This window comes from Rubellimicrobium thermophilum DSM 16684 (genome assembly GCF_000442315.1).
GTDB classification, from domain to species: domain Bacteria; phylum Pseudomonadota; class Alphaproteobacteria; order Rhodobacterales; family Rhodobacteraceae; genus Rubellimicrobium; species Rubellimicrobium thermophilum.
Window position 1 is genome coordinate 21,238 of sequence record NZ_KE557326.1, and the last position, 13,089, is coordinate 34,326.

At 68.5% G+C, this 13,089-nt stretch carries 11 protein-coding genes and 4 pseudogenes; 9 read left to right on the forward strand and 6 right to left on the reverse strand.

Features of this window, described 5'->3' with window-relative positions:
• Positions 1-14: 14 nt before the first annotated feature.
• Positions 15-1,913, forward strand: a complete 1,899-nt coding sequence (locus RUTHE_RS14940; protein ID WP_021099330.1) for a beta-galactosidase — start codon at positions 15-17, stop codon at positions 1,911-1,913.
• A 51-nt stretch (positions 1,914-1,964) separates the two neighbouring features.
• Here RUTHE_RS14940 and RUTHE_RS14945 read toward each other — a convergent pair whose 3' ends face one another.
• From RUTHE_RS14945 to pdxH, 3 genes are all read right to left on the reverse strand, one after another.
• Positions 1,965-2,423, reverse strand: a complete 459-nt coding sequence (locus RUTHE_RS14945; RefSeq protein WP_040646072.1) for a DUF192 domain-containing protein — start codon at positions 2,421-2,423, stop codon at positions 1,965-1,967.
• A gap of 5 nt (positions 2,424-2,428) precedes the next feature.
• Positions 2,429-2,965, reverse strand: a complete 537-nt coding sequence (locus RUTHE_RS14950; protein ID WP_021099332.1) for a cold-shock protein — start codon at positions 2,963-2,965, stop codon at positions 2,429-2,431.
• A gap of 144 nt (positions 2,966-3,109) precedes the next feature.
• The gene (gene pdxH / locus RUTHE_RS14955; RefSeq protein WP_021099333.1) at positions 3,110-3,766 is read right to left on the reverse strand and encodes a pyridoxamine 5'-phosphate oxidase; all 657 of its coding nucleotides are present in this window, start codon (positions 3,764-3,766) and stop codon (positions 3,110-3,112) included.
• A gap of 153 nt (positions 3,767-3,919) precedes the next feature.
• On the opposite strand from pdxH, the pseudogene RUTHE_RS18740 reads away from it, so the two are divergent.
• The 8 genes and pseudogenes from RUTHE_RS18740 to trpE all read left to right on the forward strand — a co-directional run.
• Positions 3,920-4,293: pseudogene (locus RUTHE_RS18740) on the forward strand (SDR family oxidoreductase); the annotation flags it as partial.
• Between the two features lie 64 nt (positions 4,294-4,357).
• Positions 4,358-4,696: an SDR family oxidoreductase gene (locus tag RUTHE_RS18745; protein ID WP_425413953.1), complete on the forward strand. Its 339-nt coding sequence runs from the start codon at positions 4,358-4,360 to the stop codon at positions 4,694-4,696.
• 13 nt (positions 4,697-4,709) lie between these two features.
• A complete protein-coding gene (locus RUTHE_RS14965; protein WP_051150498.1) occupies positions 4,710-5,309 on the forward strand; it encodes a LysE family translocator in 600 nt (199 codons plus the stop codon).
• A 9-nt stretch (positions 5,310-5,318) separates the two neighbouring features.
• On the forward strand, positions 5,319-5,837 hold the full coding sequence (gene gpt / locus RUTHE_RS14970; RefSeq protein WP_021099337.1) for a xanthine phosphoribosyltransferase: 519 nt from the start codon (positions 5,319-5,321) through the stop codon (positions 5,835-5,837).
• A gap of 69 nt (positions 5,838-5,906) precedes the next feature.
• Positions 5,907-7,082 (forward strand): aminotransferase, encoded by a 1,176-nt coding sequence (locus tag RUTHE_RS14975; RefSeq protein ID WP_021099338.1) that lies wholly within the window; start codon positions 5,907-5,909, stop codon positions 7,080-7,082.
• Between the two features lie 96 nt (positions 7,083-7,178).
• A pseudogene (locus RUTHE_RS18750) lies at positions 7,179-7,430 on the forward strand (SurA N-terminal domain-containing protein); the annotation flags it as partial.
• 31 nt (positions 7,431-7,461) lie between these two features.
• Positions 7,462-9,039 (forward strand): peptidyl-prolyl cis-trans isomerase, encoded by a 1,578-nt coding sequence (locus RUTHE_RS14980; protein WP_021099339.1) that lies wholly within the window; start codon positions 7,462-7,464, stop codon positions 9,037-9,039.
• A gap of 9 nt (positions 9,040-9,048) precedes the next feature.
• Positions 9,049-10,559, forward strand: a pseudogene (gene trpE / locus RUTHE_RS14985) (anthranilate synthase component I).
• Positions 10,560-10,641: 82 nt separating this feature from the next.
• Here trpE and dusA read toward each other — a convergent pair.
• From dusA to RUTHE_RS18755, 3 genes and pseudogenes are all read right to left on the reverse strand, one after another.
• Positions 10,642-11,643, reverse strand: coding sequence for a tRNA dihydrouridine(20/20a) synthase DusA (gene dusA, locus RUTHE_RS14990; protein ID WP_021099342.1), 1,002 nt, complete (start codon positions 11,641-11,643; stop codon positions 10,642-10,644).
• A gap of 205 nt (positions 11,644-11,848) precedes the next feature.
• Complete coding sequence (locus RUTHE_RS17185) at positions 11,849-12,487, reverse strand: GMC family oxidoreductase (protein ID WP_021099343.1); 639 nt, start codon at positions 12,485-12,487, stop codon at positions 11,849-11,851.
• 178 nt (positions 12,488-12,665) lie between these two features.
• A pseudogene (locus tag RUTHE_RS18755) lies at positions 12,666-12,881 on the reverse strand (GMC oxidoreductase); the annotation flags it as partial.
• Positions 12,882-13,089 lie beyond the last annotated feature (208 nt).

Below are 13,089 nucleotides of genomic sequence, written 5' to 3' on the forward strand. Positions count from 1 at the left end.
GAGCGAGAGCCCCCATGATCCGCACCCTCGGCGTCTGCTACTATCCCGAACACTGGCCGGAGGCGTGGTGGCCCGAAGATGCCCGCCGCATGGCCGCGATCGGCCTGAGATGGGTGCGCATCGGCGAATTCGCCTGGAGCCGGATGGAGCCCGAGCCCGGCCGCTACGACTGGGACTGGCTCGATCGGGCCATCGCCACGCTGCAGGATGCGGGGCTCAGGGTCATTCTCGGCACCCCCACCGCAACGCCGCCGCGCTGGATGCTCGACCGCCATCCCGACATGCTGGCCGTGGACGCCGAAGGGCGCCCCCGCGGCTTCGGCTCCCGCCGGCACTATGATTTCAGCCATCGCGGCTATCGCGCCGAATGCGCCCGGATCGTGACCGCCCTGGCGGAGCGCTATGGACGCCGCGTGCAGGCCTGGCAGACCGACAACGAATATGCCTGTCATGACACGGTGCTGTCCTACTCCCCCTCTGCCCTGTCCGCCTTCCGCGAATGGCTGGCGCGGCGGTATCAGTCTCCTCAGGCGCTCAACCGGGCCTGGGGCAACGTCTTCTGGTCGATGGAATATGCGAGCTTCGACGAGGTGGGCCTGCCCAATCTCACCGTGACCGAGGCCAATCCCGCGCACTGGATGGACTTCCGCCGCTTTGCCAGCGAAGAGGTCGCCGCCTTCAACCGCCTCCAGACCGAGATCATCCGCCGCCATTCGGATGCGCCGATCGCGCACAACTTCATGGGACGGGTCACCGATTTTGATCATTGGGCGGTGGGGGCCGATCTCGATATCGCGGCCTGGGACAGCTATCCCATCGGCTTCCTGTCGGACCGGCTCGAGGCCTCGCCGGAACACCGGCGCCGATTCCTGCGTCAGGGCGACCCCGACTTCCAGGCCTTTCATCACGATCTCTACCGCGGTGTCGGACGCGGACGCTGGTGGGTGATGGAACAGCAGCCGGGGCCCGTGAACTGGGCGCCCTGGAATCCCGATCCCCTGCCTGGCATGGCCCGTCTCTGGGCCTGGGAGGCCTTCGCCCACGGGGCCGAGGCCGTCTGCTACTTCCGCTGGCGGCAGGCCCCCTTTGCGCAAGAGCAGATGCATGCGGGCCTGCTGCGTCCCGACAGCGCCCCCGCCCCGGCCCATGACGAAGCGGCCCAGCTGGCCCGCGAACTGGCCGCAATGCCCGAAGCCGGCACCGGCCCTTCGCCCGTTGCGCTGATCTTCGACTACGAATCCGCCTGGGCCTGGGGGATCCAGCCGCAGGGGCGCGACTTCGACTATTTCCGCCTCGTCTTCGCCTGGTATCGCAGCCTGCGCCGGCTCGGGCTCAACATCGACATCCTGCCGCCCGACCGGGGCGACCTGTCGGCCTATCCGCTGGTGCTCGCCCCCGGCGTGGCGACGCTTTCGCCGGCCCTGCTTGAGGGCCTCTCGCGGCATCGGGGAATCGCCCTTCTGGGTCCGCGGACCCATGCCAAGACCGCGTCCTTCGCCATCCCCGTTCCCCTTCCCCCGGCCCTGCCCGGACTCGACATCCGCGTGGCGCGGGTGGAAAGCCTGCCGCCCGACATCGCCGTTGCGCTTCCGGCCGGAGGGGAGCTGCGCCACTGGCGCGAGAAGCTCGAAGGGACAGCCGAGGTTGTGGAATGTTGCGGCGAGGGCTGGCCCGTGCTGGTCAGGTCGGGGGGGCTGCATTACCTGGGCGGCTGGCCGGACGAGGCCGCGCTCGACCGCATGATCGGATCGCTCTGCCAGCAGGCCGGCATCGAGACCCACCCCCTGCCCGAAGGCTTGCGTCGTCGCGACACGGCCACGCACCGCTTCTGGTTCAACTACAACCCTGTCCCCGTGGACTGGAACGGGGCCGCCATCCCACCTGCCGGCGTGCGGTGGGAGCCGCTCTCCTGATATCTGTCAGGTAATGGCTGTCAGGCCGGCCGGATGCGTCTTCGGCCGGGCTCAGCCGCAGGGATCGGCAGCACCGGGGCCGATCGCGGGATGCTGCAGGGTATCCCCCACCGCAAGGCCCAGCCGCGCGGCCATCCCGCCATTGATCTCGAGGACGAACTGCACCGCATCCCCCCCGGGGATCGGCGTGCGGTCGAGCGGGACCGCATCGGCATGGATGCGCGTGATGGTCCCCGTCGCATCAGCAAAGATCATGTCGAGCGGAATCAGCGTGTTCTCCATCCAGAAGGCGACCGGCTGGGGCTCCTCGTAGACGAAGAGCATCCCCGAGAAGGGATCCATCTCCTCGACATGCATCAGGCCCTGCGCCCGCTCGGCCGCGTCATCGGCCACGACAACCGTGAAACTCGCCTCGCCGAAGGATCCGCGCAGCGTCACGCGGTCTTCCGCACAGTCAGCCGCCCATGCCGTGCCGCCCACCCCTGTCAGGAGCAGCGCCCATCCGATCATCCGCCTCACCGTTTCGCCTCCCGCAGCACCGCATCCCAGGCCGACACCTCGACGGCCAGCTTGCCCCGCCGCCCCTCGATGACCCGCAGCCCGACCGCCTCGCCCGGGGCAAGATCGGCAAAGCCGGACCGGCGGAGCACCTCGATATGCAGGAAGACATCGGCCTCGCCTCCCCAGACATTGGCAAAGCCGAAGCCCTTGCCCTTGTCGAACCACTTCACCCGCGCCGGCAAGAGCGGCTGTGCGGCAAGAAGGGCGGGGTCCATCTCGGCGAGGTCGGCCAGCCCTGCACCCGGGGGCGCGGCCGGCGGTATGATCGACAGAACAGCCACGGCCTGATAGCCGCGCTCGGTGCGGGCCACCTCGATCTCGATGCCTGATCCATCCGCCACCGTGCCCTGCCCGAAGCTGCGCAGGACATTGACATGCAGCAGGATGTCGGGACCGCCCGAATCAGCCACGACGAAGCCGAACCCCTTGGCAGGGTCGAACCATTTCACATGGCCCTTCACGACGGGTCGCGCATCATCACTGTCAGTCATCGTTCCGGTCTTCGTTATCCCGGCCTCGTGGCGGGCCGGCGTTCTTGTTGCTACCGTTCGCAATCTGGCTCGAGCGAACCGAGCCTTGACCTATACCCGCCCCTCCCTGTCCGGTAGCCTGACAAAAGTCGATGTCGCTGACCCTTACGGGTTCAGGCGATGGACAATCCAGGATTCGCCGGGGGCTGTGCGCAACCAGCGGAAACGATCATGCAGGCGAAAGGCCCCATCGGCCCAGAACTCGATCTCGAGGGGCATGATGCGGAATCCCCCCCAGAAGGGCGGGCGCGGCGGATCGGTGCCGAACCGCGCCGCCATGCGCGCCACTTCGGCCATCAGCGCCGCGCGCGAGGACAGCGGCTGCGACTGGCGCGAGGCCCAGGCCCCCAGCCGGCTCCGCAGCGAACGGGAGGCGAAATAGGCATCGGCCGCTTCTCCCTCCACGCGGGAGACAAGACCCCGGACGCGGATCTGCCGGCGCAGCGACTTCCAGTGCAGGACGAAGGCGGCGCGCCCGTTCCCCTCGATCTCCGTGGCCTTCGTGCTGCCGTAGTTGGTATAGAAGATGAAACCGCCGGTCAGCCCGTCCCCCTCGATCGCCTTCAGAAGCACCATGCGGACATTGGGCATGCCCGCCGCATCCACGGTGGCCAGGGCGATGGCGTTGGGATCGTTGGGCTCGGAGGCCTCGGCCTCATGCATCCAGGCCCGTGCGATATCCAGCGGATCGTCGCCCGCAAAGATTCCTGTCCGGTCGGTCACGTCGCCCCCCCCTTCACCGTTCCGCCCGGCCCTCCTCATGGCTAGACCCTGCATCCCATCCTGACAAGCCCGGTCCGGGCCGGGCAGGTCTTGATGGACCCCGAACGATGGCCTACAGACGCGGCGAGGGACGCCGGGGAAGGAATGCGCCGGATGCCAAGCGAGCTGATGCGGGGCCGGCGCGGCCTGATCATGGGCCTCGCCAATGACAAGTCCATCGCCTGGGGAATCGCCCGGGTCCTGCACGACCATGGGGCGGAGCTTGCCTTCTCCTATCAGGGAGAGGCGCTGCTGAAGCGCGTGACGCCGCTGGCCGCCGAGGTCGGATCGGACATCGTGCTGCCCTGCGATGTGGCCGACATGGCCTCGATGGATGCCCTGTTCGAGGCGCTGGCCGCGCGCTGGGGCCGCTCGACTTCCTTGTCCATGCCATCGGCTTCTCGGACAAGAACGAGCTGCGCGGCCGCTATGTCGATACCTCGCGGCAGAACTTCCTGACCTCGATGGACATCTCCGTCTATTCCTTCACGGCGGCCGTGAAGCGGGCCTCGGCCCTCATGACCGAGGGGGGGTCCTGCCTGACGCTGACCTATTACGGTGCCGAACGGGTGATGCCGCATTACAATGATCATGGGCGTCGCCAAGGCCGCGCTCGAGGCGAGCGTGCGCTACATGGCCGAGGATCTCGGCAAGGACGGGATCCGGGTCAACGCGATCTCGGCCGGGCCGATCAAGACGCTTGCGGCCTCGGGAATCGGCGACTTCCGCTACATCCTCAAATGGAACGAGCTGAACTCGCCCCTGCGGCGCAACGTGACGCAGGAAGAGGTGGGCCGCGCGGCGCTCTATCTGCTGTCGGATCTCGGATCGGCCACCACGGGCGAAGTGCTGCATGTCGATGCCGGTTACCACATCGTGGGCATGAAGGCCGTGGACGCCCCCGACATCGCCGCCAGCAAGGGCGAGTGAACCTGTGGAGGGCGTGACCCTGGCCCAGTTCGCCCTGTTCGTGACGACGCTTTCGGTGGCCATCCTTTCGCCCGGTCCCGGCATCGTCGCCGTCTCGCATGCGGCCTTCTCGCTGGGGCGGCGCGCTGCGCTCCCCTATGCGCTGGGCCTCGCACTGGGGGCATCGGCCTGGTGCCTCGTAGCGCTGCTCGGCCTCACGGTGCTGTTCGAGGCGGTGCCGCTTGCGCTGTCCATCTTCCATGTCCTGGGCGGGGCCTATCTTCTCTGGGTCGCCTCGAAGATGTGGCGACACGCCGCCGATCCGCTGCCCGAGGCCGGGGCAAGGGGACGCGGCTTTGCGGCCGGGATGGCCCTCAATCTTGCCAATCCGAAGCCGGGGTTGTTCTACGCCTCGGTCCTGCTGTCGATCTTTCCCGGTCTGCGCGGCTTCTGGGCCACGGCCTCGGTCTATCTGGTGGCGCTTTCGGTCGAGCTGCTGTTCTATCTCGGCTTGGCCGTGGTCCTGTCCGCCGTGGCCATCCGGAGGCACTATTTCGCGGCCAAGCCCTGGATCGACCGCGCGGCCTCCGCCCTCATCGCCGCCCTTGGCATCCTGCTGATCCTGCGTCACTGAAGGTCCGCCATGCCCGACCAGACCCGCCCCGACCGCCTGCCCCACGAAAAGGGCTTTCACATCTCCTGGGACCAGATCCACCGCGACAGCCGCGCGCTGGCCTGGCGGCTCGACGGACAGGGGCCGGAGGATGGCGCCTGGCGTGCGGTGGTGGCCGTGACGCGCGGCGGCATGGCGCCAGCGATGATCGTCAGCCGCGAACTTGGCATCCGCACCGTGGACACGATCTCGGTCAAGTCCTACGATCATCAGACCCAGTCCGAGGCGGTGATCCTCAAGGCCCCCGATGCCGGACTGATGCGCGATGGCGCGGGCATCCTGATCGTGGACGATCTTGTGGATTCGGGGCGCACGCTCGAACTCGTCCGGCGCCTCTATCCCAAGGCGCATTTCGCCACCGTCTATGCCAAGCCCAAGGGCAAGCCGCAGGTCGATACCTATGTGACCGAGGTCAGCCAGGATACATGGATCTTCTTTCCCTGGGACATGGCCCTGCAATATGTCGAGCCCTACCGGGGACGCGACTGAGACGCCTTCCATCCCGCCACAGGCCGCCCGACAGAAGGGCCCCGCCTGGAATCCTGACCGATCCGACCCATGCCCCTGACCCGCACTGCCGCCACCTTCGCGCCCCCCGTCATGGAGGCGCGACGCTGGCTCGACGGCGTGACCTTTCCGCCGAACCGTCCGCTGCTCAACGTCTCGCAGGCTGCGCCCGTCGATCCCCCGCCCGCCCCGCTGCGCGAGGCCATGGCGGAATTCGTGACGGCCGAGGCCGACACCCATCTCTACGGGCCCGTCCTCGGCCTGCCTGCGCTGCGCGAGGAGATCGCCGCATGCTGGTCGACAGCCTATGGCGGAACGGTCCGGCCCGATCAGGTGGCCATCACGGCAGGCTGCAATCAGGCCTACTGCGCCGCCCTGGCCACGCTCTGCAGCGAAGGGGATGAGGTCATCCTGCCGGTCCCGTGGTATTTCAACCACCGCATGTGGCACGACATGAACGGCATCGTCACCGTGCCCTTGCCCACGGATGACGATCTGCTGCCCGATCCCGAGCGCGCCGCAACCCTGATCACGGGTCGCACGCGGGCCATTGTCCTCGTCTCGCCGAACAATCCCGGCGGCGTCGAGTATCCCGCGGCCCTCGTGGCAGCCTTCCGCGACCTCTGCCGCGCCCGCGGCCTCGCCCTCATCCTCGACGAAACCTATCGCGACTTCGACGCCCGCGAGGGATCCCCCCATGATCTGTTCGCCGATCCCGACTGGGACGGAACGCTGATCCAGCTCTATTCCTTCTCCAAGGCCTATCGCCTCACGGGGCACAGGACGGGGGCCATGATCGCCTCGCCAGGCCGCCTCGCAGAGGCCGAGAAGTTCCTGGACACGGTGGCGATCTGCGCCCCTCAGCTCGGCCAGAAGGCGGCCCTGTGGGGGATGCGGCATCTTTCCGAATGGGTCGCCGGAGAGCGGCGGGAGATCCTCGACCGCCGGGCCGCCCTGACGGAGGGTTTCCCCCGGCTCGCCGCGAAGGGCTGGCGCCTGCGGGGATGCGGCGCCTATTTCGCCTGGGCCGAACATCCCTTCGCAGAGCGCTCCGACGCGCTGGCCCGCCGCCTCGTGCAGGAGGCAGGGGTGCTGCTGCTGCCGGGCACGATGTTCGCCCCCGAGGGAGACCCCCGCGGCGAAAGGGGACTGCGCATCGCCTTTGCTAATGTGGACCGGGACGGCATCGGAGCGCTTCTGGAGCGGCTCGCCGCCGTCAGTCCCTGATGCTTGCACGGGGGGGCACACCCGCCTAGACAGGGCGCCGCGCCCCGGCAGCGGGGTTCGGACAGGGAACCGCGCAGGGGAAGGCAACGCATGGCAATGGCGCGCAATACGGGCTACCGGGCGGTGCTGTGGGTCCTTCTGGGCCTCCTCATCATCGGCCTCGGCGGATGGTTCACCGGATCGCCGGGCGGCGCCCGGACCACGCGAATCGGCCTGGTGGACGGGCTCGAGATCCCCGTACAGAGCTATGCCGCCGCCCTGCGAAACCGGATGAACGCCCTGAGCCAGCAGACCGGAAGCCCGATCACGATGGAACAGGCGCAGGCGCTGGGCCTCGACCGGATGGTGCTGGCCGAACTCGTCTCGCAGCGTGTCCTGGATGCCGAGACCTACCGGCTCGGCCTGTCCCGTGGGCGATGCCAGGGTGGCCGAGGCCGTCCGCGCCCTGCCTGCCTTCCAGGGACTCGACGGACAGTTCGACCGCGCCCTCTACCGCGAACAGCTGCGGCGCAACAGCCTGACCGAGACGGAATTCGAGACCGGCCCCCTGCGCGAGGATTCTGCCCGCGCCATCCTGCAGGCCGCCCTCATCGGCGGAGTGCCCGAGCCGCTGGTCTATCCCGAAACCCTGGCCGCCTGGTCCGGCGAGCGGCGCAGCGTCACCTGGGCCGAGATCGGCCCCGAAATGGTCGCCGAAGCCCTGCCGGAACCGACCGAAGAGGATCTGCGCGCCTTCTGGGAGGCCCACCCCGACCGTTTCACCGCGCCCGAAACACGGGCCATCGCCTATGCCTGGGTCACGCCGGCCATGCTCGCCCCGGAGATGACTGTCCCGGAAGAGACCCTGCGCGAGGCCTATGATCGGCGGAGCGACGAATTCATCCAACCCGAACGGCGCCTGGTCGAGCGGCTGGTCTACCCCTCTGACGGGGAAGCCGAGGCGGCGCGAACCCGCCTCGATGCCGGAGAGGCCAGCTTCGAGGACCTCACCGCCGAACGGGGGCTGCGCCTGTCGGATATCGATCTGGGCGATGTGACGCGCGAGGATCTGGGCCCGGCCGCCGAAGCCGTCTTCGCCGCCCCGGCCGGCAGCGTGGTGGGGCCCGTCGAGACCGAACTCGGCCCCGCACTGTTCCGCATCAATGCCGTCCTTGCCGCACAGGAAACAACCTTCGAACAGGCGGCGCCCGAACTGCGCGAGGAGCTGGCCTTCGAACAGGCCGCACGAATCATCGCCGAGGAAATTCCCCGCATCGAGGATCTGATCGCCGGAGGCGCCGATATCGAGGATCTGGCCGCGCAGACCGCCCTTGAAGCCGGGCAGATCGACTGGACGGCCGACAACGATACCGGCATCGCCGCCTACGCCCCCTTCCGCGAGGCCGCCGCCGCCCTCCAGGAAGGCGACTTTCCGCGGCTCGTCGAACTGGGCGATGGCGGCGTGGCGGTGCTGCGGCTCGACGGCATCACCGCCCCCGCCGTGATCCCCTTCGAGGAGGCCCGTGCAGAGGTCGAGTCGGCCTGGCGCTCCGAAAGGCTGGCGGAGGCGACCCTCGCCCGCGCCGAAGAGGCGGCAGCAGCCATCGCGGCCGGCGCCTCCTTCGAGGATCAGGGCCTGTCGCCGCGCAGCGAACCCCCCCTCGTGCGCCGTGACTTCGTCGCCGGAACGCCGCCGGATTTCGTGACCACAGCCTTTGCGATGGCCGCCGGCGAGGCCCGCGCCCTGCCCGTGGGAGAGGCCGCCTTGGTCCTTCGGCTCGATGCGGTAGAGCCCCCAGCCGCAGACGACCCTGCCCTCATCGCCCAGCGCGAGGCGATTGCCGACCGGATCCGCGGCACGATGGCGCAGGAAATCGTCGACGCCTTTGCGCGGCAGCGGCAGCTCGACCTCCAGCGGGACGGGGCGATCACGCTTGATGACGCCACCATCGCCGCGGTCAATGCACAGATCCAGTGAGACCCCGCCATGGCGCTGAGCCCCGATTTCGAAAGCTTCCGCGCCGGCTTCGAGTCCGGAAACAATCAGATCGTCTGGACGCGCCTGCCGGCCGATCTCGATACCCCGGTCTCGGCGATGCTCAAACTCGCCGGGGCGCAGCGCCATGCCTTCATGCTCGAGAGCGTGACGGGCGGCGAGGTGCGGGGGCGCTACTCGATCATCGGAATGAACCCCGACCTCGTCTGGGAATGCCGCGGCACAAGCTCGCGCGTCAATCGCGCGGCCCGCTGGGACGATGACGCCTGGGAGGATCTGCCGGGGCACCCCCTCGACGCGCTGCGCGCGCTGCTGAACGAAAGCCGGATCGCCCTGCCCCCGGACCTGCCCCCCGCCTCGGCAGGCCTGTTCGGCTATCTCGGCTACGACATGGTGCGCCTTGTCGAGAATCTGCCCGACAACCGGCCGGACCCCCTCGGCCTGCCCGATGCGGTGCTGCTGCGCCCGACGGTCGTTGCGGTGCTGGACGGCGTGAAGGGGGATGTCATCCTCGTGGCGCCGGCCTGGGCGCGATCCGGCCTGTCCGCCCGGGCCGCCTACGCGCAGGCGGCCGAACGGGTCATGGATGCGCGCGCCGCCCTCGAACGCGGGATGCCGCCCGTGCCGCGCAGCTATGGCGAACCCCGCCCAGCGCCCCCGCCCGTGTCGAACTTCACCAAGGCCGGCTTCATCGCCGCCGTCGAACGGGCCAAGGAATACATCCGCGCCGGCGACATCTTCCAGGTCGTGCCTGCGCAGCGCTGGACCCAGACCTTCCGCGAGCCGCCCTTCGCCCTCTACCGCTCGCTCCGCCGCACGAACCCGTCCCCTTCATGTTCTTCTTCAATTTCGGGGAATTCCAGGTGATCGGCGCCAGCCCCGAGATCCTGGTCCGCGTCATGGGCGGCGAAGTGACGATCCGCCCCATCGCCGGCACGCGCCCCCGCGGCGCCACGCCCGAAGAGGACCGCGCCAACGAACAGGACCTTCTGGCCGACCAGAAGGAGCGCGCGGAGCATCTGATGCTGCTCGACCTCGGCCGCAATGATGTGGGGCGCGTCGCCGAAACGGGCACCGTGCGGCCCACCGAGACCTTCGTGATCGAGCGCTACTCCCACGTCATGCATATCGTGAGCAATGTCACGGGACGGCTGCGGGCAGGAGAGGACGCGCTGTCGGCGCTGATGGCGGGCATGCCCGCCGGCACCGTCAGCGGCGCACCCAAGGTGCGCGCGATGCAGATCATCGACGAACTCGAACCCGAGAAGCGGGGAATCTACGGGGGCGGCGTCGGCTACTTCTCCGCCGGGGGGGACATGGACATGTGCATCGCCCTGCGCACCGCCGTCCTGGTCGGCGACAGGCTGCATATCCAGGCGGGGGCGGGCATCGTCCAGGACAGCGACCCGGAAAAGGAATGGGAGGAGACGGTCCACAAGTCCAACGCGATCCGCCGCGCCGCCGAAGAGGCAGCACGTTTTGCCGGCGAATCGAATCGGTAGGGCATGGATCATCATCATGCCCCGCATGATGCCCTGTCAGGGTTAAGATCCGGTTAACGGCATCGGCCGGCAGGGGCCGGTTTCACGCGGCCGCCCGTTCGGCCTCCATGGCCGCGAGCGCCGCCTCCACCAGCTCGGGCCCGGCGGCAGGACGATGGGCCTGTTCCGACAGAAGACGGCGCCAGATCCGCGCACCCGGCCGCCCGGCAAAGAGGCCGAGCATGTGGCGCGTGACCTGATGCAGCCGCCCCCCCGCGGCACAATGTGCCTCCAGATAGGGCAGCATGGCGCGGGCTGCCTCCTCCGGTGCGGCATGGGGCGGCGCCTCGGCCCAGAGATGGTCGGCCGCGCCGAGAATGTCCCAGGGCCGGTGATAGGCCGCGCGTCCCACCATCGCGCCGTCGAACCCCTGCGCCAGTGCGGCGCGCACCGCATCGAGGTCCTGCAACCCGCCATTGAGCGACAGATGCAAGGCGGAAAAGCGGTCCTTCATGCGCCGGGCCAGGGGGTAGTCGAGCGGCGGCACCTCGCGGTTCTCCCTGGGCGACAGGCCCTGGAGCCAGGCCTTGCGCGCATGGATGATGACGCGACGCACCCCCGCGCGGGCAATGGCCTCGAGAAAGCGCGGCAACGCCTCCTCGGGGTCCTGATCGTCCACGCCGAGGCGGCATTTGACGGTGATCTCGGCGTCGGCGGCATCCTGCATGGCGCGGACGCAATCGGCCACCAGCGCCGGCTGGCGCATCAGCACGGCACCGAAACATCCCGACTGGACACGATCCGAGGGACAGCCGCAGTTGAGATTGACCTCGCGATAGCCGAAGGCTGCGCCGATCCGTGCCGCCTGCGCCAGTTCTGCCGGATCGGAGCCCCCGAGCTGGAGCGCGGTGCGCGCATCGGGCGGGGGACCCAGAAGGCGGTCGCGGTCGCCATGAAGGATGGCCGGGGCCGTGACCATCTCGGTATAGAGCAGCGCGTGACGGGACAGCGCGCGGTGGAAGGCGCGGCAGTGGCGGTCCGTCCAGTCCATCATCGGGGCGACGGACAGGCGGGCGGCAGAGGCGAGGGTGTCGCTGTCGGCCATGCGGGTTTCCTGTCTGCGACCGGACAAGGGTAAGGCCCTCATGTGGTCCGCCAGGCGGGAAGATGCAAGCCGCGCCCCCGCGGCCGGCTGCCGGGCTGTCAGCGGCGAGAGGGCCCGTCGATCATGGAGAATGGCGTGGCAGAGACGGGTCTGATCATCGGGCAGTCCCCGCGGGTCAGCCGGCGATCCGCTTCTCCGACGTCCCCTATCCAGACCGTGCGAGATGGCGACATGCGCGCACGGTCTGGGCCATGACGGTCAGTGTGGTGCCCGACACGCCGCTGCCCGCAAAGGCGCTGGCATCGGTGACATAGAGATTGAGAACATCCCAGCACTGGCCCCAGCCGTTCAGGACCGAGTTCGCCGGATCCTCGCCCATCCGCGCCCCGCCGCTTTCATGGATGGCCGCTCCCATCACCATCACGCGAGCGAAGAAACGCCGGAACAGAAACCGCGAAAGCGGATCGGCCTCTGGATAGGCCCCACGGCCCCATTCGCGAATCCCACGGGGACTTCCGAGAAATTCGACCTCTCCTCCGGCACCGTTAACGGTTTCGAGGAACGTCTCCTCCTGCCGCGCAAGCAGGTCCTTGTCCTCCGGCTGCATCCGGCAGACGATGTGCGGTATGGGAATTCCCCAGCGATCGGTCCGGCGGGAATCCAGTGTGATGCGATTGTCGGCATCGGGCTGCATCTGACCGAAGCCAAAGAACAGAAGCCGCGCCGGCTCGTCCTGGCCGACAGGGCTGCGCCCGATCATGCCCTGAAAGTCGAAATCTCCCCGCGCGGCCGGATTGCCCCGGGCATCGAAGCGGGGGATGAAGACACCCCCCCTGAGGATCATAGAAAGGATCCGGCGGCTGGCTGTCATCCTCGAAATACCCTTTCACGGGGGGATAGATGCCCATGGCCAGCATGGGCAGTTGATCCATGAAGTAGCGCCCGAGCAGGCCCGATGAATTGCCGATTCCCCCCGGGTGGTCCGCACAAGCGGAGTTCAGCAGAAGACGGACAGTTTCGACAGGCGAGGCGCAGACAACCACGTATCCGGCGCGCAGGACCGAGACTGCACCACTGTTGCGGTCGACGACCTCGACGCCGGTGGCCCGGCGCCCCTGCGTCAGGATCCGTCGGGCGATCGTATTGTAGCGGATCGTGAGGCGGCCGGTTTCCTTCGCGATGCGCAGCGGTCGCAGGACGCGTGTCGGCTCGGGCGCAAGCGATCGCCAGGCGATCACATGCCTCTCCGGCCAGCGGTCTTCAACGGCAGTCTTGAAATGCTGTTCGGCCGGGGTGAGCCGGGCCGGCCCCTTGTAGAAACCGTCAGGCAGGGTTTCGAGGCCATCAGGATTGCCATAGAGCCCCAGACAGGCTTCGACCTCGTCATAATACGGGGCAAGATCGTCATAGGGGTTAGCGTCCGAGGAGCTGGTGTAATTTCATCGC

Bases quoted from the DNA above. Each gene is read 5' to 3' on its own strand.
- RUTHE_RS14940 (WP_021099330.1), top strand. From the start codon at position 15: ATGATCCGCACCCTCGGCGTCTGCTACTATCCCGAACACTGGCCGGAG.
- pdxH (WP_021099333.1), bottom strand. From the start codon at position 3,766: ATGAGGAGGGCCGGGCGGAACGGTGAAGGGGGGGGCGACGTGACCGAC.
- RUTHE_RS17185 (WP_021099343.1), bottom strand. From the start codon at position 12,487: ATGATCCTCAGGGGGGGTGTCTTCATCCCCCGCTTCGATGCCCGGGGC.
- gpt (WP_021099337.1), top strand. From the start codon at position 5,319: ATGCCCGACCAGACCCGCCCCGACCGCCTGCCCCACGAAAAGGGCTTT.
- RUTHE_RS18745 (WP_425413953.1), top strand. From the start codon at position 4,358: ATGGGCGTCGCCAAGGCCGCGCTCGAGGCGAGCGTGCGCTACATGGCC.
- RUTHE_RS14950 (WP_021099332.1), bottom strand. From the start codon at position 2,965: ATGACTGACAGTGATGATGCGCGACCCGTCGTGAAGGGCCATGTGAAA.
- RUTHE_RS14975 (WP_021099338.1), top strand. From the start codon at position 5,907: ATGCCCCTGACCCGCACTGCCGCCACCTTCGCGCCCCCCGTCATGGAG.
- RUTHE_RS14980 (WP_021099339.1), top strand. From the start codon at position 7,462: ATGCCGAGACCTACCGGCTCGGCCTGTCCCGTGGGCGATGCCAGGGTG.
- dusA (WP_021099342.1), bottom strand. From the start codon at position 11,643: ATGGCCGACAGCGACACCCTCGCCTCTGCCGCCCGCCTGTCCGTCGCC.
- RUTHE_RS14945 (WP_040646072.1), bottom strand. From the start codon at position 2,423: ATGATCGGATGGGCGCTGCTCCTGACAGGGGTGGGCGGCACGGCATGG.